Annotated in this window: 19 protein-coding genes; 8 read left to right on the top strand and 11 right to left on the bottom strand. The window is 68.3% G+C overall.

Going from position 1 to position 18911, the window contains the following annotated elements; all coding sequences use genetic code 11:
• The coding region (gene dapF / locus H3O04_RS23530) for a diaminopimelate epimerase (protein WP_202588545.1) at positions 1-786 on the bottom strand (786 nt) is incomplete at its 3' end.
• Between the two features lie 402 nt (positions 787-1188).
• Here dapF and H3O04_RS23535 point away from each other — a divergent pair.
• Both H3O04_RS23535 and H3O04_RS23540 read left to right on the top strand, forming a co-directional pair.
• Complete coding sequence (locus H3O04_RS23535; protein ID WP_006477504.1) at positions 1189-1467, top strand: type II toxin-antitoxin system RelE/ParE family toxin; 279 nt, start codon at positions 1189-1191, stop codon at positions 1465-1467.
• Positions 1468-1480: 13 nt separating this feature from the next.
• Entirely contained in the window at positions 1481-1783 is a 303-nt protein-coding gene (locus H3O04_RS23540; protein WP_011546457.1) for a HigA family addiction module antitoxin, read from the top strand.
• A gap of 30 nt (positions 1784-1813) precedes the next feature.
• On the opposite strand, the gene lpxL is transcribed toward H3O04_RS23540, so the two are convergent.
• Positions 1814-2698, bottom strand: coding sequence for a lauroyl acyltransferase LpxL (gene lpxL, locus H3O04_RS23545; RefSeq protein ID WP_200160877.1), 885 nt, complete (start codon positions 2696-2698; stop codon positions 1814-1816).
• Positions 2699-2963: 265 nt separating this feature from the next.
• Between lpxL and metK the strand changes: the two genes are divergently transcribed.
• Positions 2964-4151 carry a methionine adenosyltransferase gene (gene metK, locus H3O04_RS23550; RefSeq protein WP_011546455.1) on the top strand — a complete coding sequence of 396 codons (1188 nt, stop codon included), beginning with the start codon at positions 2964-2966 and terminating at the stop codon, positions 4149-4151.
• 109 nt (positions 4152-4260) lie between these two features.
• On the opposite strand, the gene H3O04_RS23555 is transcribed toward metK, so the two are convergent.
• On the bottom strand, positions 4261-4602 hold the full coding sequence (locus H3O04_RS23555) for a hypothetical protein (protein ID WP_006477508.1): 342 nt from the start codon (positions 4600-4602) through the stop codon (positions 4261-4263).
• Positions 4603-4954: 352 nt separating this feature from the next.
• Here H3O04_RS23555 and H3O04_RS23560 point away from each other — a divergent pair, with 352 nt between their 5' ends.
• The gene (locus H3O04_RS23560) at positions 4955-5728 is read left to right on the top strand and encodes a phytanoyl-CoA dioxygenase family protein (RefSeq protein ID WP_175809907.1); all 774 of its coding nucleotides are present in this window, start codon (positions 4955-4957) and stop codon (positions 5726-5728) included.
• Positions 5729-5936: 208 nt separating this feature from the next.
• Here H3O04_RS23560 and H3O04_RS23565 read toward each other — a convergent pair whose 3' ends face one another.
• The gene (locus tag H3O04_RS23565) at positions 5937-6143 is read right to left on the bottom strand and encodes a DUF3185 family protein (RefSeq protein ID WP_006477510.1); all 207 of its coding nucleotides are present in this window, start codon (positions 6141-6143) and stop codon (positions 5937-5939) included.
• A 193-nt stretch (positions 6144-6336) separates the two neighbouring features.
• Here H3O04_RS23565 and mgrA point away from each other — a divergent pair, with 193 nt between their 5' ends.
• Positions 6337-7380 carry an L-glyceraldehyde 3-phosphate reductase gene (gene mgrA / locus H3O04_RS23570; protein WP_069233283.1) on the top strand — a complete coding sequence of 348 codons (1044 nt, stop codon included), beginning with the start codon at positions 6337-6339 and terminating at the stop codon, positions 7378-7380.
• Positions 7381-7486: 106 nt separating this feature from the next.
• Here mgrA and H3O04_RS23575 read toward each other — a convergent pair whose 3' ends face one another.
• Together H3O04_RS23575 and H3O04_RS23580 are read right to left on the bottom strand one after the other, a co-directional pair.
• Entirely contained in the window at positions 7487-7672 is a 186-nt protein-coding gene (locus H3O04_RS23575; RefSeq protein WP_006482800.1) for a hypothetical protein, read from the bottom strand.
• 354 nt (positions 7673-8026) lie between these two features.
• The gene (locus tag H3O04_RS23580; RefSeq protein ID WP_011694437.1) at positions 8027-8914 is read right to left on the bottom strand and encodes a DMT family transporter; all 888 of its coding nucleotides are present in this window, start codon (positions 8912-8914) and stop codon (positions 8027-8029) included.
• 807 nt (positions 8915-9721) lie between these two features.
• Here H3O04_RS23580 and H3O04_RS23585 point away from each other — a divergent pair.
• On the top strand, positions 9722-9934 hold the full coding sequence (locus H3O04_RS23585; protein ID WP_006477514.1) for a hypothetical protein: 213 nt from the start codon (positions 9722-9724) through the stop codon (positions 9932-9934).
• A 46-nt stretch (positions 9935-9980) separates the two neighbouring features.
• Positions 9981-11003, top strand: coding sequence for a serine/threonine protein kinase (locus tag H3O04_RS23590; RefSeq protein WP_027812642.1), 1023 nt, complete (start codon positions 9981-9983; stop codon positions 11001-11003).
• Between the two features lie 70 nt (positions 11004-11073).
• On the opposite strand, the gene H3O04_RS23595 is transcribed toward H3O04_RS23590, so the two are convergent.
• Positions 11074-12516 (bottom strand): coniferyl aldehyde dehydrogenase, encoded by a 1443-nt coding sequence (locus H3O04_RS23595; RefSeq protein ID WP_027812641.1) that lies wholly within the window; start codon positions 12514-12516, stop codon positions 11074-11076.
• Between the two features lie 725 nt (positions 12517-13241).
• Between H3O04_RS23595 and H3O04_RS23600 the strand changes: the two genes are divergently transcribed.
• Positions 13242-14882, top strand: coding sequence for a GMC family oxidoreductase (locus H3O04_RS23600; protein WP_023477645.1), 1641 nt, complete (start codon positions 13242-13244; stop codon positions 14880-14882).
• Positions 14883-14916: 34 nt separating this feature from the next.
• On the opposite strand, the gene H3O04_RS23605 is transcribed toward H3O04_RS23600, so the two are convergent.
• From H3O04_RS23605 to fliH, 4 genes are all read right to left on the bottom strand, one after another.
• Positions 14917-16287, bottom strand: a complete 1371-nt coding sequence (locus H3O04_RS23605) for a flagellar hook-length control protein FliK (protein WP_202588546.1) — start codon at positions 16285-16287, stop codon at positions 14917-14919.
• Positions 16288-16318: 31 nt separating this feature from the next.
• Complete coding sequence (fliJ, locus tag H3O04_RS23610) at positions 16319-16777, bottom strand: flagellar export protein FliJ (RefSeq protein WP_011546447.1); 459 nt, start codon at positions 16775-16777, stop codon at positions 16319-16321.
• A gap of 5 nt (positions 16778-16782) precedes the next feature.
• Complete coding sequence (gene fliI / locus H3O04_RS23615; protein WP_237666397.1) at positions 16783-18288, bottom strand: flagellar protein export ATPase FliI; 1506 nt, start codon at positions 18286-18288, stop codon at positions 16783-16785.
• A 32-nt stretch (positions 18289-18320) separates the two neighbouring features.
• A partial coding sequence (fliH, locus tag H3O04_RS23620) for a flagellar assembly protein FliH (protein ID WP_202588548.1) occupies positions 18321-18911 on the bottom strand: 591 nt, incomplete at its 5' end.

Raw genomic sequence — 18911 nt, forward strand, 5'->3', positions numbered from 1 at the left:
GTCCCAGCCGATCGTCAGCGTGCCGCCGTGCGTGTGCACGGTCACGGGCGAATCGAGCAGGCCGCGCCGGATGCCGGCCGCGACCGCCGCGCACGCGCCGGTGCCGCACGCGAGCGTCTCGCCCGCGCCGCGTTCGTACACGCGCAGCTTCACTTCGTGGCGCGACACGATCTGCATGAAGCCGGCGTTCACGCGCTGCGGGAAGCGCGCATGGCGCTCGATCAGCGGGCCTTCTTCCAGCACCGGATACGCTTCGACGTCGTCGACGACCTGCACCGCGTGCGGATTGCCCATCGACACCGTCGAAATCCAGCGCGTCGCGCCGCCCACGTCGAGCGGCCACAGCGTGTCGTTGCCTTCCTTGCGGCTGTCGAGCCCCGCTGCGTCGAACGGCACCTGCGCCGGCGCGAACACGGGCGCGCCCATGTCGACGACGACTTCGCCGTTCTCCTGCAACGTCAGCGTGATCAGGCCCTTCATGACCTGCACGCGCACGCTGCGCTGGTCGGTCAGGCCGCGGTCGCTGACGAACTTCACGAAACAACGCGCGCCGTTGCCGCAGTGTTCGACCTCGCCGCCGTCGCAATTGAAGATCCGGTACTTGAAATCCGCGCCGTCGACGGTCGGTTTCTCGACCAGCAGCAACTGGTCGGCGCCGATGCCGAAATGGCGGTTGGCGAGTGCGCGCACCTGCGCTTCGGTGAGCGGCGGCAGCGCGCGCGAATAGCCGTCGAGCACGACGAAGTCGTTGCCCGCGCCGTGCATCTTGGTGAACGAGAGTTTCACTGGGTCCGGAATTCCATGGCGAACAAGGCGGTCGGCACGACACGGGCGGCCGGCGGCCATGCCGGGGCAGCGTTGTTCGTCGTGCTGATCTCAACCGCAAATGATACATGCAGCCGAGAGGGGCGTCCTGCGCGGGGACGGTGCTTCAGGTTGCTCCTGCGGGCCGGGCAGGCGGCATCTGTCGATTGGTCGACTGGTCGGGTACGTGGCGAGCGGACAAATTGGCAGGGTGTGGCGGGGGCAGCACGGGCAGTGCGTGCCCGAATACACGACGAAGGCATGGGCGACCCGGACGAGCGTTTTCGTACAGGTCAAATTGACGAGGAAATCAAGTGATTCGTATAGTCTGGCTACACACATCCGGGCCATGCTGTCGAGGTCGCGCTCGAGTGTGGGAGGTCCATGATCAAGTCATGGGTACACAAGGGACTGGAAGCGTTTTTCGTCACCGGGAGCAAGGCGGGCATTCGGCCCGATCATGCGCCCAGGCTGCGGCGCATGCTGGCGCGTCTTGATGTCGCTGGCGCGCCGCAGGACATGAATGTGCCTGGCTGGCGTTTTCACGGCCTCGCTGGCGGGCTGGACGGATATTACGCCGTCGGCGTCAACGGCAACTGGCGGCTGACATTCCGATTCGAGGGCCGCGACGTCGTTCTGGTCGATTACCAGGACTACCACTAAGGTGATTCAAGCCATGACCCGCATCTTCAATCCACCCCATCCGGGCGAAACGCTGCGCGACGACGTGCTGCCGGCGCTCGGTCTGACCGTCACCGAGGCCGCGTCGCAACTTGGCGTGACCCGTGCCGCACTGTCGCGGGTCCTGCACGGCCATGCCGGCATCTCGCCGGAAATGGCGTTGCGGCTCGAAGCGTGGCTCGGCGAGGAAAACGGGGGAAGGGCCGATCTGTGGCTCGCACAGCAGTCGGCTTACGATCTGTGGCAGGCGCGCGCAAAGGGCGCCCCGAAGGTGGCGAGAGCACGGGCGCGCACATGACGGCGCGCCCGCGAACGTCTCGCCGCCAGCTCAGTACAGGCTCGGCTCGCCGGGCGGGCGCGTCTTGAAACGCTTGTGCACCCAGTAATACTGCTCGGGCATCAGCGGAATCTGCTCCTCGAGGAATTCGTTCATCCGCCGCGCATCGAGATCGTCATCGCCGGTCGGGTAGTGATCCCACGGCTTGAATACCTTCAGACGGTAGCCCTTGTAGTTCGGCAGCACCTCGCCGATGAACGGCACGACCTGCGCGCGGCCCGTCTTCGCGAGCCGGCCGACGGCCGTCAGCGTGCAGGCCGGCACACCGAAGAACGGGACGAACGTCGAGTTGCGCAGCCCGTAGTCCATGTCCGCGCCGAGCATCACCGGCTTGCGGTCGCGCAGCCAGCGCAGCACGACGCGCGCGCTGTCCGCGCGGCCGACCATCTCGGCGTCGAAGCGCCCGCGCGCCTTCTTCGCCTCTTCCTCGAGCACCGCGTTCGAGAACGGCTGGTACAGCGATCCGCAGCGACGCTGCAGCGAACGGTTCAGCCAGATCGAACCGGCTTCGATGCCGACGAAGTGCAGACCGAGGAACAGCGTCGGCGGCAGGTCGGGATCGGTGAGATCGACCGCGCTGTCGACCTGGATCAGCTTCGCGAGCTTCTTCTCCGAGCCGAACCATTGCACGCTGCGCTCGACGTAGCTGCGGATCGCATGACGGAAATGCCGGCCCGCCACTTCCTCGCGCTGTTCGTCGCTCCAGTCCGGGAAGCAGAGTTTCAGATTCGTATGTACGATGCGCTTTCGCCGGCTGGGGATCTGATACAGCAGCCAGCCGAGGCCATCGCCGAACCGTGCGGTCAGACCGTACGGCAGCAGGGCGAGCAGCTTCAGCAAGCCGATGGCGAGGTGCGTGCCGAGGCGGCCTAGCATGCGGAATCTCCGTAGGGCCGGCTGGCCGGTACGTTGCGAACAGGGTGGTAAGACAGCGGACGATGCAGCACGGGCGGCGCTCTGTGACAATTCAGGAAAGCCGCTATAATACGGGCTTCGCCGAGTTAACTGACAACTTGCGGGGCGAAGCCGGCTGGCGCGACACACGCTGCCCGGTCCTGGTAATCCGCTAAAGCGTCGCCGCTTCAGGCCCAACGAAGCTGGCTACGTGAAACCAACCGTAACCACACAGGAGCCTGAAAAAGTGGCAAACGATTATCTCTTCACGTCCGAATCCGTCTCCGAAGGCCATCCGGACAAAGTCGCGGACCAAATCTCGGACGCGATTCTCGACGCCATCCTCGAGCAGGACAAATACTCCCGCGTTGCGGCGGAAACGCTGTGCAACACGGGTCTCGTCGTGCTGGCCGGTGAAATCACCACGACGGCCAACATCGATTACATCCAGATCGCGCGCGATACGATCAAGCGCATCGGCTACGACAACACCGACTACGGCATCGACTACAAGGGTTGCGCGGTGCTCGTCGCGTACGACAAGCAGTCGCCGGACATCGCGCAGGGCGTCGATCGTGCACACGACGACAACCTCGACCAAGGCGCGGGCGACCAGGGCCTGATGTTCGGTTACGCGTGCGACGAAACGCCGGAACTGATGCCGCTGCCGATCTACCTGTCGCACCGCCTCGTCGAGCGCCAGGCCAGCCTGCGCCGCGACGGTCGCCTGCAATGGCTGCGTCCGGACGCGAAGTCGCAGGTCACCGTCCGCTACGTCGACGGCAAGCCCGATTCGATCGACACCGTCGTGCTGTCGACGCAGCACGCACCGGACATCGAGCTGCCCGCGCTGCGCGAAGCGGTGATCGAGGAAATCATCAAGCCGACGCTGCCGGCCGAGCTGATCAAGGGCGACATCAAGTTCCTCGTGAACCCGACCGGTCGGTTCGTGATCGGCGGCCCGCAGGGCGATTGCGGCCTGACCGGCCGCAAGATCATCGTCGATACCTACGGCGGTGCCGCACCGCACGGCGGCGGCGCGTTCTCGGGCAAGGATCCGTCGAAGGTCGACCGTTCGGCTGCGTATGCCGGCCGTTACGTCGCGAAGAACATCGTCGCCGCCGGCCTCGCGTCGCGCGCGCTGATCCAGGTGTCGTACGCGATCGGCGTGGCCGAGCCGACTTCGGTGATGGTCAACACGTTCGGCACGGGCCGCGTGTCGGATGCGGTGATCACGAAGCTCGTGCGCGAGCATTTCGACCTGCGTCCGAAGGGCATCATCAAGATGCTCGACCTGCTGCGCCCGATCTACGAGAAGACCGCGGCTTACGGCCACTTCGGTCGCGAAGAGCCGGAATTCTCGTGGGAAGCAACCGACAAGGCGCTCGCGCTGGCCGAAGCGGCCGGCGTGGAGCCGACGGCACGCGTCGCGTAAGCGTCGTTCGCCTGAAATGAAAAACCCCGGCCTAGCCGGGGTTTTTTATGGGTGTCGATCGTCGCGGCAACGGCGGCGATCGGTGCGGGCCATGCCCGCCGGTACCTGATCAGCGTGCGCCGAACCCGAACCAGCCGTTGCTCGCCGCGAGGCGGCGCGGACGGTTGACGCGGCGCTGCGGGCCGAGCTTGCGGCGCAGCGCGAGCGCGCGCAGCGACGACGGTTTCTGCAGCAGCGAACGCAGGCCGGCGCGGCGGGCGAACGCCTGGGCGCTCATCATCGAGAAAAACGCGTGGAACCACGCACGGATGCCGTCCAGCCGGCTGTGCGTGTGCGTACGTTCTGCCAGCGCCTGCGTGCGGGCGCGGTGATGGCGCAGCGAGCGGGCAGGAGCGGACGGCACGACGCGCTTCGCAGCGCGGTTGAAACGGGAAGTCAGACGGAATGGCATGTGAACGATGCTTCGCTTGTATGGGTGGCGCCCTGAAGAGCGCACTGGTATCAACGGCCTCGGATGGCACAACGGATCTTACCTAAACCCGTCGCGCGCCGCGCCCGCCAGAATTGACAGGCCGCGTCAGGCTACAGGGGTTTCGTGACCGGCAAAAGTCGCGATAAACCCTCGTGCAGCAAGGCGTGTGCCGCATACCGCCTGTCGCTCAGGCAGGTGCCGCGTCGCACAGTTCCCTTGCGCTGGATCAAATCCGCGATTGGCATGCCCCTGCGCACGACAATGGTGCTGTTCGCGGTATCCGGCGCCGATTTACAATCGTCACATTCACACAATAAACGTCTGGCATCCCATGTCGTCTCCATTGCAGTCGGAATCGATCCGCGCGCAAGTCGCGGAATTGCGCGAGCGCGGCTTCGTCGTCGCGCGCGGCCTCGTCGGCGAAGCGCAGTGCGCGACGCTCCGGCAGATCGCGGAGCGCCAGTTACGGGAGGCCGCCGAGCCGATCGAGTTCGAGGCCGACCTGCGCTACCCGGGCGCGCCCGAATCGAAGCATGCGCCGGGCGGGCATACGGTGCGACGGCTGCTCGATGCGTATTCGCGCGATCCGGCGTTTGCCGAGCGCGCGATCGCGCCCGAAATCGGCGCGTGGATGCGCGCGTATTTCGGCGAGGAGCCCGTGCTGTCGCGTGCGCATCACAACTGCATGATGACGAAGCACCCGGCGTACGGCAGCCTGACCGGCTGGCATCGCGATTTCCGCTACTGGGCGTTCGAGCGGCCGGACATGGTGTCGGTGTGGCTCGCGCTCGGGCCGGAAACCAACGAGAACGGTGCGCTGTGGCTCGTGCCGGGTTCGCATACGGCCGAATTCGGACCGGAAGCGTTCGATGACGCGAAATTCTTCCGCAGTGATCTGCCGGAGAACCGCAGGATGATCGACGCGGCGACGTGCCCGTCGCTGCAGACGGGCGACGTCGTGTTCTTCCACAGCAACACGCTGCATTCGGCCGGGCAGAACCGTTCCGACCAGGTGAAGTTCTCGCTCGTGTACACGTACCACGGCGCAAGCAACCGGCCGGTGCCCGGCACGCGCTCGGCATCGAAGCCGGAAGTGCAGTTCTAGGCTGACCGGCGGCCGGCGAAGCCGCGGCGATCACGCGATGCGGTGCATCGCGGGCAAATGAAACGACGGGCGGCCTGGCCGCCCGTTTCGTTTGGCGCGGCTCGCGCGCGTGATGTCGGCACGACGAGCCGGTTGCCATAGGCCGGATAGTCGACCGAGCCGCTCTCGCTGCGATCGCTAGCCGTGCGCGCGTCGCGCTGCGATGCGATCAGCGCTTGCCGCCCGGCATCGCGAGGCCGATCAGGCCGACGAACGATGCGACGGCGCCGCCGACGATCAGCAGGATCGTCTTCGTCGCGGGCGAGCCGGTGAAGAAGCGCGACACGTTGTCGTTGATCGAATGGAACGACTGGCCGCCGAAATACAGCAGCACGACGCCGCCGACGAGCAGTGCAACCGAGATGACCCGGGACATACCAACCTCGCTGAAACGGTGATTCGAGACGCCGCAGTGTAGGCGAGCGCCGCGGTCGCGTCCATCGTCGCGCCGCCGTGCGTGATCCGGCCGCTTTCGCTACCATAGTCGTCGTATGACTCCTTCGCCGCCGTCGCGTCATTGGCGCGGCCGGCGCGCGTCCCTTTCCCCGATGTCCTGACGGAACAGACTCATGGCCTACGAAGCAGCTTCCGAACGTTATGCCGGCATGCAATACCGCACTTGCGGCAAATCCGGGCTCAAACTGCCCGCCCTGTCGCTCGGCCTGTGGCACAACTTCGGCGATTCGACGCCGATCTCGACGCAGCGCGAGATCCTGCGCACCGCGTTCGACCTCGGCATCAACCACTTCGACCTCGCGAACAACTACGGGCCGCCGTACGGTAGCGCCGAAATCAACTTCGGCCGGCTGCTGAAGGAGGATTTCCGCCCGTATCGCGACGAGCTGCTGATCTCGACGAAGGCCGGCTGGGACATGTGGCCGGGCCCGTACGGCAGCGGCGGCGGGTCGCGCAAGTACGTGCTCGCGAGCCTCGACCAGAGCCTGCAGCGGATGGGGCTCGACTACGTCGACATCTTCTACTCGCACCGTTTCGACGCGCATACGCCGCTCGAGGAAACGGCGGGTGCGCTGGCGTCGGCCGTGCAGCAGGGCAAGGCGCTCTACATCGGCATTTCGTCGTATTCGGCCGCGAAGACGCGCGAGATGGCCGCGCTGCTCGCGCAATACAAGGTGCCGCTGCTGATTCACCAGCCGTCGTACAACATGCTGAACCGCTGGATCGAAGAGGATCTGCTTGGCACGCTCGACGACGTCGGCGCGGGCAGCATCGCGTTCACGCCGCTCGCGCAGGGCCTGCTCACGTCGAAGTACCTGAACGGCGTGCCGGCCGACGCGCGCGTGAACAAGCCGGGCGGCGGCTCGCTGAAGGAGGATCACCTGAGCGCGGACAACCTCGAGCATGTGCGCAAGCTCAACGCGATCGCCGAACGGCGTGGGCAGAGCCTGGCGCAGATGGCGCTGGCGTGGGTGCTGCGTAACGGCCGCGTGACGTCCGCGCTGATCGGCGCGAGCCGGGCGGAGCAGGTGCGCGAGAACGTCGGTGCGTTGAAGAACCTCGAATTCTCGGCGGAAGAACTCGCGGAGATCGATCGTTACGCGACCGAAGGCGGCATTAATTTGTGGGAAAAGCCGTCCACCGATCAGGCGATCTGAGCGGAAGTCGATACGGCATGCGAAACATCGCGTGCCGGGTCCGACGCGCACGCGGTACGTCGCATCGCTGCGGTGCAGCGATGCGCGTCGCGCACGGCCGGCGGCGCTAGATCAGCGCAGGCAGGCCTTCAACGAGCAATACCGCGACGCCGACGCCGAGAATGACGCCGAGTACGCGCAGCAGGTTGTGACGGAATTGAGTGGCGCACGGCACCGCGCCGAGAAACAGCGCTCCGGCCAGCGCCATCGGAATCAACAGGATGAAGTCGCCGATCGTGAAGTAGGTCGTCATGCGTGTCTCCAGTGTCGACCGAAGTGGGCGCTTCAGTGCTTGCGTTGGCGGCTCCATCCCTGCGGGATATCGGCCTGAAACGGCACGCATGCGCTCACCCCGGCCCCATGCCGGGTGTTTCTAGTTGGTCCGGCCCGTTACGTGCAGGCCGGTCAATTCGAGTATAGGCAACCGGCGGCGTTTTTCGCTATCCGAACCATTAAAAATCAGCGGAAAGCCCCGAGAATTCCGCGTTTTTCGGGCAAACAAGACGAACGCCTTGCACGCATCTTTCCCGTTCCTTTCGATTTGTGCGGAATCGTCGTATGTGTCCGATACGGGCCGCCGCACCCGCGGGCGCGGCGGCCCGTCTACTCACGCGCGGTCGGGTTGCGGGCGGGCGGCCGGCGCGCGGAACACCAGCGCGAGCCCCGCGATGATCGCGCCCATGCCGGCGAGTGCGAGCGGCTCGGGCCGGTTGCCGAGCCACACGGCATCCATCAACGTGGTGACGACGGGCACGAGATAGAACAGGCTCGTCACGTTGACGAGATCGCCGCGCTGCATCAACCGGTAGAACAGCAGTTGCGCGATCACCGAAATCACGATGCCGAGCCACAGCAGCGGGACGACGAACGCCCAGCTCATGTCGAACGACACCGGCCGGAACGGCACGATCGCGACGCACAGCGCGAGGCCGATCGCGTTCTGCAGCGGCAGCACGTCGGCGGGGGCCGCGCGTACGCGCTTTTGCAGCAGCGAGCCGACGGTCAGCGCGACGAGCGCCGTCAGCGCGCACGCGATGCCGGCCGCCGACAGGCCGCCGGTTCCGCCGCTCACGCCACGGCCCACGACGAGCGCGAGGCCGGTGAGCGACAGCGCGAGCCCGGCGATACGCACGGGTTGCCAGCGACGCTCGACGATCGCGAGCGTGAGGATCGGCTGCACGCCGAGTATCGTCGCGAGCACGCCGGGCGCGATGCCGCGCTCGAGCGCGAGCAGGTAGAAGATCGAATAGCCGCCCATCATCAGCAAGCCGGTCAGCGCGGCCATGCGCCGCTCGCCGCGCGGCGGCAGCCACCGTCTGCGCATGAACGCCAGCACGAGCAGCACGAGCGATGCGAGCGCGAAACGGGCAGTGAGAAAGGCGAACGCGGACGCATGACGCAGACCGAGTTCAGCGAAGATCGCGCCGCTGCTCCACAGCAGCACGAAGAGCGACGTCGCGCCATGCGCGGCGAGCGCGCGTTTGAACGAGACCATGTGAATCCACCTGTCGAACGGATCGAAACATTCCATTCGCGCGCGGCAACGTGCCGTGCGTCACGACGCACGTACCTACAGCCAGCGGGGCGAATGGAAGACGAAAACGAAAAGCCGGCGAGTCAGCCGGCGCGTGCCGCCGGCGGGGGCGGCGCGGCGCAGACGAGCGGCGGTGCGACAGGAGGAGGAAGGACCGACGGATGCACGCACGCCTGCGGCCGCGCGTCGAACTGCGGCCGGGATTTTGCGAGGGCGGACGTGAGCGGATACATCGTGTCGGAATGCGGTTGAACGCGAATGAAAGCCTAAGGTACCGCAAGGCAGCCATCGAACGCAACCACTGTCCGCGGCCGCGCATCGCGGACGATAGGGTGCGTCGGGAGGGGGCCGATGTCGCTGCGCACGCAAGCGTTCGACGAAGGGGGCAAAGCGATCGGCATGCGACGTGTGCGAGGTGATTCCGGTCGGTCGCGCGAAGTGTTCAGATGATTCCGCAGCGGCGAAGCGAAGCGGCACGCGCGTTGCGTCAATCATGTGCGTGCGGCGGCGCCGGGCGGTTTCGGCGGGCAGTCACATTCGACAGGGTATGATGGGGGTAACCGGGTGGGCAAGTACATGCCCGGCGCAGTGGTTGATTGGAGACATTCGACGAATTCGCGGCACTTCGCCTGCTTCTTCTTCTTTTCGCGCTTCGATAAACCGTGAACAATGGGATCACGCGCAACGCTCCGCCGAGAGCGGCGCGGATCGCGCATTTGCCGGCTCGCCAGCGGGCCGGGTTTCAAGATTCAAGAGTGGGGAACCATCATGCATATCGGGTCGATCGTCTGCACTACCCATATCGCGGTGCCGAAAGGCGCGCGCGGCATCGTCCAGCGCATCCTGGGCGACATGGCCATGGTGACCTGGTACGCGGGCGTGCCGGGTGAGTCGAAAGAACTCAACACCGAACCATTCTTTCTCGAGGACCTGATCGACACCGGCGAATCCGTTCTGCCGGCCGGCGCGGCGCTTCACTAAGCACCGACGCTCGTCTTTCGGTCCGGCAGGCGGCACAATGCGGGGCATGACAGACGCCACTTCCGCTCCCGCTTCTCCCGCCAGCCCACCGTTCGCCGGTCTCACGCCCGAGTGCGTGCTCGACGCGCTCGACAGCGTGCTGATGCCGGCCGGCCTGCGCACCGACGGGCGCCTGCTCGCCCTCAACAGCTACGAAAACCGCGTCTACCAGGTCGGTATCGAAGACGGCCCGCCGGTCGTCGCGAAGTTCTATCGCCCGGCGCGCTGGTCGGACGACGCGATTCTCGAAGAGCATGCGTTCGTCGCCGAACTCGCCGCGCGCGAGATTCCGGCGGTGCCCGCGCGCGCCTTCGACGGCCGCACGCTGCACGCGTTCGACGGTTTCCGCTTCTCGATCTTCGAGCGGCGCGGCGGCCGCGCCCCCGATCTCGACCGCAGCGACACGCTCGAATGGCTCGGCCGCTTCATCGGCCGCATTCATGCGGTCGGCGCGACGCAGCCGTATGTCGCGCGTCCCGTGCTCGACATCAATACGTTCGGCTACGAGCCGCGCGACTATCTGCTCGCGCACGATTTCATTCCGGATGACGTAAGACCGGCGTACGCGACCGCGGTCGCGCTCGCGCTCGAAGGCGTCGAGGCCGCGTTCGAGCGCGCGGGCGAGATTCGCCTGCTGCGCACGCACGGCGACTGTCATCCGAGCAACGTGCTATGGACCGATGCCGGCCCGCATTTCGTCGACTTCGACGACAGCCGGATGGCGCCGGCCGTGCAGGATCTGTGGCTGTTGTTGCCGGGCGATCGCGAAGGCGCGTCGCGCGCGCTGGCCGACCTGCTCGCGGGCTACGAGGATTTCTGCGAATTCGAGCCGCGCGAGCTGCATCTGGTCGAAGCGCTGCGCACGCTGCGGCTGATCCACTACGCGGCGTGGCTCGCGCGGCGCTGGGACGATCCGGCGTTTCCGGCCGCGTTCCCGTGGTTCAACACGCATCGTTACTGGGAAGCGCGCGTGCTCGAACTGCGCGAGCAGATCGGCGCGATGCAGGAAGGGCCGCTCTGGCCCGTGTGACGGCTGCGTGCGCGGCATCCATGCCGCGCGGCAGGTTGGACAGGGCCGCGATGCGTGCGGCCCGCCTCGCTCAGAACTTCAGCATCAGCTTGATCAGCGCGGCGAAGCGCTTGCCGTACGGCGGCGCGAGCAGGTTGCGCGCGTTCAGCCGCGCCTGCGTGAGCACCGGCTTCATCTTCGAGAACGTCACGAAGCCGTCGTAGCCGTGATACGCGCCCATGCCGCTCGCACCGACTCCGCCGAACGGCAAGCTGCCGCATGCGATGTGCATCAGCGTTTCGTTGATCGAGACGCCGCCCGAGATCGTTTCGCGCATCACGCGGTCGATCGTGCCGCCATCCTCGTCGAACAGGTACAGCGCGAGTGGACGCGGGCGCGCATTGACGTACGCGATCGCTTCGTCGAGCCGTTCGTACGGCACGAGCGGCAGCAGCGGCCCGAAGATTTCCTCCTGCATCAGTTGCGACGCGGCCGGCACCTGCGTCACCGCGCACGGCACGAAGCGGCGCGATGCGGGATCGGACTGCGCGTCGGACAGCGGATGCAGCTGCGCGCCGGCCGCCTGCGCGTCGCTCGCGAGTTGCTGCAGGCGTGCGTAGTGGCGCGGCGACACGATCGTCGTGTAGTCGCCGTTGGCCGACAGGTCCGGATACAGCTTCGCGAAGCGGGTCCGCGCGCGCTCGATGAACGCGCCTTCCATCCCGCGCGGCAGCAGCACGTAGTCGGGCGCGATGCAGGTCTGGCCGGCGTTCAGCGTCTTGCCGGCGACGATCGCATCGACGGCCGCGTCGAAGCGCGCATTCGGGCCGACGATCGCCGGCGACTTGCCGCCGAGCTCGAGCGTGACGGGCGTGAGGTTGTCGGCGGCCGCGCGCATCACGTGGCGGCCGACCTGCGTCGAGCCGGTGAACAGCAGATGGTCGAACGGCAGCGCGCTGAACGCGGCGCCGACTTCCGCATCGCCGTTCACGACCGCGACGTGGTCGCGCGTGAAGGTCTTGCCGATGAGCTGCTCGAACAGCGCCGACGTGCGCGGCGTCAGTTCGGACATCTTGATGATCGCACGGTTGCCGGCGGCGAGTGCGCAGATCAGCGGGCCGGCCGCGAGCAGCACCGGGTAGTTCCACGGCACGACGATGCCGACCACGCCGAGCGGTTGCGGAATCACCTTCGCGCGCGCCGGGCGCAGCCACTTGTTCATCGGCTTGCGGAGCGGCTTCATCCAGCGCTTGCCGTGCTTCAGCGCGTCGTCGATCTCTTCCTTGGCCATCCAGATTTCCGACAGCAGCACTTCCTGCTTCGCGCGATGGCCGAAATCGGCGCTGATCGCGTCGGCGAGCGCATCCGCGTGGTCGATCAGCATCGTGCGCAGCGCGCGCAGGTGCTGCGCACGCGTGTCCCATGCCGGGTACGGTGCGCGCAGGTACGCCGCACGCTGGTCGTGCAGCAGCGACGTCAGCGCGTCGACCGATGGCAATGCTTGCGGGGCCAGTTCGGGCAGGTCGTTCTTCATGTCGTCTCCTCCAGTTGGGCCTGGCTGATCGGCCGGCCGTCACGCCGCACGCGCACGCTCGGCGAGCGCGGCGACGCGGATCGGGTGATGCATGTCGCCCGGCACGGGGCCGGATGCGACGGGTGTTCGAAAACCGGTTGCCGCGCGCGGCAGGCGTCGTATCCGCGCGACGGTGTCCGGGTCCGAAAGTCATGCCGCACGGCAGGCGCGCACGATCCGATACGGTGACGAGCAGGCACGCGATGCCGTCTTGCGCACGTCTGCCGGCGCACTGCGGCAGCGCAGCGCGACGGGTACGCGACGGCCTGGCGCCGCGCAACCTGCGGTGGCGCCGACACACCGTCCAAACGGTCGGCGATGACACGTGCCGTTCGATTTCGACCGACTGCGCGCATCGTGCCGTGGATCGTCGCGCGGGTCGCCGTTTGAAATGAAATGCGGGCCGCGCGCGTGACTTTCGGATCACTTGGTCGACACGTGGCCTGCAGGATCTTGCGCCGCATCGTCGTTCCTCCCGTTTCGCGACGAATCGGCTTCTCGTGGCCGGTGCATCGCGCGAAGCGCATCAATACATCTTAAATTTAGTTCACGCGGGCGTTTAGAGGAATCGCTCTCGAATCGGCGCGCCGCGCACGGCGCGGCCATTCCTACAATGCCCGAACACAAGAGGAGACGCGGTCGCGCGGCGGTGCCGGGCGCCTTCCATGACACGACGGAGACGTGACATGCAATACGACTACATCATCGTCGGCGGCGGTTCGGGCGGCTCGAGCCTGGCTGGCCGTCTCGCCGATGCCTGCCCCGATGCGACGATCGCGCTGATCGAGGCCGGCTCGCATACGGAGCGCAACCTGCTCGTCAACATGCCGGTCGGCATCGCGGCGCTGGTGCCGTACAAGCTCGGCACCAACTACGGCTACGAGACGGTGCCGCAGCCGGGCTTGGGCGGGCGGCGCGGTTACCAGCCGCGCGGGCGCGGGATGGGCGGCTCGAGCGCGATCAACGCGATGATCTACACGCGCGGCCACCCGGGCGATTACGACGAGTGGGCGCAGCTCGGCGCGACGGGCTGGGGCTGGCAGGAGGTGCTGCCGTATTTCCGCCGCGCGGAAGGCAACGAGCGCGGCGCCGACGCGTGGCACGGCGCGGACGGCCCGTTGACCGTTTCCGATCTGCGCTTTCGCAATCCGTTCTCCGAACGATTCATCCAGGCCGCGCATGCCGCCGGCTATCCGCTGAACGACGACTTCAACGGCGCGACGCAGGAAGGCGTCGGTTTCTATCAGGTCACGCATCGCGACGGGGCGCGCTGCAGCGTGGCGCGCGCGTATATCTACGGTCGCAACCGGCCGAACCTGCACGTGATCACCGATGCGACGGTGCTGCGCGTGGGCTTCGACGGCAAGCGCGCGGTCGGTGTCGTGGTGTCGCGCAACGGGCGGGTCGAGACGTTCGGCGCGCGCGCGGAAGTGGTCCTGTCGGCCGGCGCGTTCAATTCGCCGCAACTGCTGATGTGTTCGGGGATCGGCCCGGCCGAGCAACTGCGCCGGCACGGGATCGCGGTCGTGCAGGATGCGCCGGACGTCGGCACGAACCTGATCGACCACATCGACTTCATCATCAACACGCGCGTGAATTCGTCGGAGCTGGTCGGCGTGTGCCTGCGCGGCATCGCGAAGATGACGCCGGCGCTCGCGCGCTATTTCTCGAGCCGCACGGGGATGATGACGAGCAACGTCGCGGAGGCCGGCGGCTTCATCAAGAGCGATCCGTCGCTCGAGCGTCCCGACTTGCAGCTGCATTTCTGCACGGCGCTCGTCGACGACCACAACCGCAAGATGCACTGGGGCTTCGGTTATTCGCTGCACGTGTGCGCGCTGCGGCCGTTCAGCCGCGGCACGGTCGCGCTCGCGAGCGGCGATGCGCGCGACGCGCCGCTGATCGATCCGCGCTTCTTCAGCGATTCACGCGACCTCGACCTGCTGGTGCGCGGCACGCAGGCGATGCGCCGCATCCTGTCGCAGGCGCCGCTCGCATCGCAGGGCGGGCGCGAGTTGTACACGCGGCCGGATCAGAGCGAAGCGGAGCTGCGCGCGACGATCGTCGCGCATGCGGACACGATCTATCACCCGGTCGGCACCTGCCGGATGGGCTCGGATGCGCGCGCGGTCGTCGATCCGCAACTGCGCGTGCGCGGCGTCGACGGGTTGCGCGTGGTGGATGCGTCGGTGATGCCGACGCTGGTCGGCGGCAACACGAATGCGCCGTCGGTGATGATCGGCGAGCGCGCGGCGGACTTCATCGTCGCCACGCGCAAGGGTGGCGTGCCGCGCGGCGAGGCGGCGGCCGCCGTGCACGGCCGCTAGGCGCGGCGCGCACACGGCACGGCGGCGCCCATGCTCAGGCAAACGTATCGACGAGGCCGGCGCGGCTCGCGCGTGCGGCGACCGGTGCGGATTGCGCGGCGTCGACGGGTGCATCGACGGCTGACGATCCGCCGTTCCCGCGCCGCGACGGCTGGCCGTAGGCGTTGGTCTGCTGCGGGTTGGGCTGCTGTTGCTGCGAAGCGAGGCCGCCGTCGCTGACGGTCGCGCTGCCGAGTCCGAGCCCGCCCGCTTCCATCGCCTCGCGCAGCTTCGGCAGCGCGGCTTCGACCGCGTCGCGCACCTGCGCGTGCTGCGACACGAACAGCGCGTGCGCATGGTTGTCCGCGACGCGCAGCACCACTTGCAGCGGCCCGAGATCGGGCGGGTTGAGCGTCAGCTCCGCGCTCTGCTGGTGCGCATTCGACAGGAACACCACTTTCTGGCTCAGTGCGTCCGTCCAGTCGGCCGTGCCGACGTGCGGCGCGAGCGCGTGTGCGTTGGCGGCGGCAATCGCGCCGGCGGCCGGCGACAGTTGCAGGTTCGCCTGTGCCGCGGCGGCGGCCGTGGCGCCGGCTGCGAGCGTCGCGCTGGCGGCCGGGTCCGTCGCATTGCCGGCCGCCGCGAGCGCGTGCTGGGCGCCGGACTGCGCGTTCGCGTCGGCCTGCAGCGTCTGCGGCGTGACCTGGGTCGGCGTCTGCTGGGTGGCGAGCGTGCCTTTCGCGTCGGCGAGCGTGCGGTCGAACGTCGGCACTTTCGGCGTCAGCGGCGCGGCGGCGTTCGACGCGGTCGCTGCCGGCGCCGTCGGCGTGGCGGCGGCGCTCGTGCCGGTCGCCGGCATCGTGATCGCGCCCGCGCCGCCCGTCAGCTTGGCGAGCGCCGCTTGCAGCGCGTCGCGGCTCGATGCCGGGTCGGTCGGCTGGGCGGTCGCATCCTTGGCCGCATGATCGGCGAGCGTCGCCGTGGCGTCCGGCTGGCCGGATACGGCCGTCTTTTGCGCAGTGACGGCGGCGGCAGCCGCGGCAGCGGTCGCCGCGTCGGCCGGCGTCGCGGTGTCCGGGCGCGCCTGCAGTTGCGCCTGCACGGCCGCGGCGGCCGCGAGGGCGGCGGCATCGGGATTGGCGGTGGCGTTCGCGGTCGTGTCGTCGGTCGTCTTGTCGTCGTCGGTGCCGGACGGTTTCGTGCCGGCGGCCGGCTTCGACGCAGCCGGTTTGGTCGACACGTCCGACGTACCGGCGTTGGCCGTATCGCCGCGCGTGGCGACGCTTTGCTTGAGCGTCTGCGCGAACGGCACGGCGCTCGTGGCGGCCGACGCGTCGTTGGCGGCGGACGCACCCGAGTCGCTGGCGGCCTTGAGTGCGGCGCCGGCGGTGTCGAGCAGCGCGCCGAGCAGGGGCAGGGGAGGCATGACGGTTCTCTCGTTCGAAGGCGGTGGTCGGTTACGACGAACGGGCCGCGTCGGCCCGCATGCGCAGGATCTTCGCGGCATGTTCGTCGGCGTCGCGCTGTTCGCGCCGGGCGTCGCGCTGCGCTTCCTGCGCGACGCCGCGCGCCTGCAGGATTTCATACGAGCCGACGGTACGTTTCTTCTGCTGCCAGTTCGGGCGCGCCTCGTCGATGCGGACTTCGGCCGCGGCGAGCACGGTGCGCTGCTGCGCGATCGCGGCATCGAGCGTGTCGATGAACGCCTGGAAATTGCGCCAGTTGCCGGCCGGCATGCCGCTCTGCGCGGATTGCGCGAAGCGCGCGTGATATTCGTCGCGATAGCGCAGCAGTGCGTCGAGCTGTTCGGCCGCCGCGGTGCGGTCGCGCTGCGCGGTGCCGAGCTGCTTCGCGGCCGAGTCGAGGTCTTCCTGCGCGCGGTCGAGCAGCAACTGAAGGGGAAAGCCGTGGGCCATCGGGATCAGCCTCCGTAAGCGTCGAACAGCGCATCGAGCGCGGTGAGGCTCGATGCGAACGGCGCGCATTCGCGAAAGCCCTGCTGCAGGAACGCTTCGATGCGCGGGTAGAGCGCGATCGCGCGGTCGAGCTGCGCGTCGCGGCCCGGTGCGTAGGCGCCGACCGCGATCAGGTCGCGGTTGCGCTGGTAGCGCGACAGCATCTGCTTGAACTGCCGTACGTGGTCGAGATGCGTTTCGTCGATCAGCGCGGTCATCGCACGGCTGATCGACGCCTCGATGTCGATCGCGGGATAGTGGCCGGCCTCGGCGAGCGCGCGCGACAGCACGATGTGGCCGTCGAGGATCGCGCGCGCCGAATCGGCGATCGGGTCCTGCTGGTCGTCGCCTTCGGTCAGCACCGTGTAGAACGCGGTGATCGAGCCGCCGCCTTCGGGCCCGTTGCCGGTGCGCTCGACGAGCGCGGGGAGCTTCGCGAACACCGACGGCGGATAGCCTTTCGTCGCGGGCGGCTCGCCGATCGCCAGCGCGATCTCGCGCTGCGCCATCGCATAGCGCGTCAGCGAATCCATCAGCAGCAGCACGTGCTTGCCCTGGTCGCGGAAATACTCGGCGAGCGACGTCGCGTACGCGGCGCCCTGCATCCGCAACAGCGGCGACACGTCGGCCGGCGCCGCGACGACGACCGAGCGCGCGAGCCCGTCCTCGCCGAGGATCTGTTCGATGAATTCCTTCACTTCGCGGCCGCGTTCGCCGATCAGGCCGATCACGATCACTTCCGCACTCGTATAGCGCGCCATCGTGCCGAGCAGTACCGACTTGCCGACGCCGGAGCCGGCGAACAGGCCCATCCGCTGGCCGCGGCCGACGGTGAGCAGCGCGTTGATCGCGCGCACGCCGACGTCGAGCACGTGGTGGATCGGCTCGCGATCGAGCGGGTTGATCGACGGCGCCGACAGCGGCGCATCGACTTTCGACGCGAGCGGGCCGAGGCCGTCGAGCGGGCGGCCCGACGCGTCGACGACGCGCCCGAGCATCTCCCAGCCGACCGGCAGCCGCTTCGCGCCGGCGAGCGGATCGGTGACGGGCGCGCTCTCGCGCGGCCACACGCGTGCGCCGGGCAACACGCCCGCAACGTCGGTGGTCGGCATCAGGAACAGGCGGTCCCCGGCGAAGCCGACGACTTCGGCTTCCGCGTGCGGCAGCGTGCTGCCGGGCGGCAACTCGATCGTGCATTCGGCGCCGACCGACAGGCGCAGCCCGATCGCCTCGAGCACGAGGCCGGCCGCGCGCGTGAGGCGTCCGCACGGCCGCAGCGGCAGCGCGCGGTGGCTGCGCGCGGCGAGCCCGTTCAGGTGCGTGCGCCAGTGCGCGAGATGCGGATTGTGCGGCGCGCGCGGGGCGGCGTCGGCGGCGTCGGATGCTGCGTGCGGCGTGGCGTCGTCCGCGGCATCGTGCGCGGCCGCCGGCTCGAACGACGCGAGCGCGAGCTCGCGTTCGAGCGGCGTCATGCCGTCGTGCGCGAGCGCCTCGGGCGAGCGCGTCACCACGTGCTCACCTTGCCGATCGCGGCGGCGACGCGCTGCCAGCGGGTGGGCAGCGTCGCGTCGACCTCGCCGGTCGCGGCGTGCGCGCGGCAGCCGCCGCGCTCGATCGACGCGTCGGTGCGCACGTTCCAGCCGAGCGTGTCGAGGTCGTCCTGCAGATAGGCCTCGACGACGGGCAGGTCGGCCGGATTCACCGCGAGATGCGGCGCGCCGGACAGCGCGGGTTCGGCCGCGAGCACGTCGCGCACGGCGGCGACCAGCGCGGCCGGGTCGTGCTTCACGTGCTGGCGCACGACCTGCTGCGCGATGTCGAGCGCGAGCTGCGCGAGGTCGGCGGCGAGATCGTGTTCGACGGTCGAGACGGCTTCGCGGAACGACGCGGCGAGCGCCGCGAGCTGCGCGGCCTGTTCGCGTGCTTCGGCCTGGCCGGCCTCGAAACCCTGTTCGCGGCCCTGCGCGAAACCGGCCTGGTAGCCGAGCGCCTGGCCTTCGACGTGGCCGGCCGCATGGCCTTCGGCATGCGCGGCGTCGCGCACGCGCTGCAACTCTTCGGCGAGCGCGGCGGCAGCGGCCGCCGCGTCGTCGGG

Origin of the sequence: Burkholderia sp. KCJ3K979 (assembly GCF_016759955.1) — a bacterium.
Lineage (GTDB): Bacteria > Pseudomonadota > Gammaproteobacteria > Burkholderiales > Burkholderiaceae > Burkholderia > Burkholderia orbicola.

What these genes read in the sequence shown, in the direction of transcription:
- H3O04_RS23580 (WP_011694437.1), bottom strand. Translation starts at nt 8,914, where the DNA reads ATGGTCTCGTTCAAACGCGCGCTCGCCGCGCATGGCGCGACGTCGCTC.
- H3O04_RS23595 (WP_027812641.1), bottom strand. Translation starts at nt 12,516, where the DNA reads ATGAAGAACGACCTGCCCGAACTGGCCCCGCAAGCATTGCCATCGGTC.
- mgrA (WP_069233283.1), top strand. Translation starts at nt 6,337, where the DNA reads ATGGCCTACGAAGCAGCTTCCGAACGTTATGCCGGCATGCAATACCGC.
- H3O04_RS23535 (WP_006477504.1), top strand. Translation starts at nt 1,189, where the DNA reads ATGATCAAGTCATGGGTACACAAGGGACTGGAAGCGTTTTTCGTCACC.
- fliI (WP_237666397.1), bottom strand. Translation starts at nt 18,288, where the DNA reads ATGACGCCGCTCGAACGCGAGCTCGCGCTCGCGTCGTTCGAGCCGGCG.
- lpxL (WP_200160877.1), bottom strand. Translation starts at nt 2,698, where the DNA reads ATGCTAGGCCGCCTCGGCACGCACCTCGCCATCGGCTTGCTGAAGCTG.
- H3O04_RS23565 (WP_006477510.1), bottom strand. Translation starts at nt 6,143, where the DNA reads ATGTCCCGGGTCATCTCGGTTGCACTGCTCGTCGGCGGCGTCGTGCTG.
- H3O04_RS23605 (WP_202588546.1), bottom strand. Translation starts at nt 16,287, where the DNA reads ATGCCTCCCCTGCCCCTGCTCGGCGCGCTGCTCGACACCGCCGGCGCC.
- H3O04_RS23600 (WP_023477645.1), top strand. Translation starts at nt 13,242, where the DNA reads ATGCAATACGACTACATCATCGTCGGCGGCGGTTCGGGCGGCTCGAGC.
- H3O04_RS23555 (WP_006477508.1), bottom strand. Translation starts at nt 4,602, where the DNA reads ATGCCATTCCGTCTGACTTCCCGTTTCAACCGCGCTGCGAAGCGCGTC.
- fliJ (WP_011546447.1), bottom strand. Translation starts at nt 16,777, where the DNA reads ATGGCCCACGGCTTTCCCCTTCAGTTGCTGCTCGACCGCGCGCAGGAA.
- H3O04_RS23575 (WP_006482800.1), bottom strand. Translation starts at nt 7,672, where the DNA reads ATGACGACCTACTTCACGATCGGCGACTTCATCCTGTTGATTCCGATG.
- H3O04_RS23590 (WP_027812642.1), top strand. Translation starts at nt 9,981, where the DNA reads ATGACAGACGCCACTTCCGCTCCCGCTTCTCCCGCCAGCCCACCGTTC.
- H3O04_RS23540 (WP_011546457.1), top strand. Translation starts at nt 1,481, where the DNA reads ATGACCCGCATCTTCAATCCACCCCATCCGGGCGAAACGCTGCGCGAC.
- H3O04_RS23585 (WP_006477514.1), top strand. Translation starts at nt 9,722, where the DNA reads ATGCATATCGGGTCGATCGTCTGCACTACCCATATCGCGGTGCCGAAA.
- H3O04_RS23560 (WP_175809907.1), top strand. Translation starts at nt 4,955, where the DNA reads ATGTCGTCTCCATTGCAGTCGGAATCGATCCGCGCGCAAGTCGCGGAA.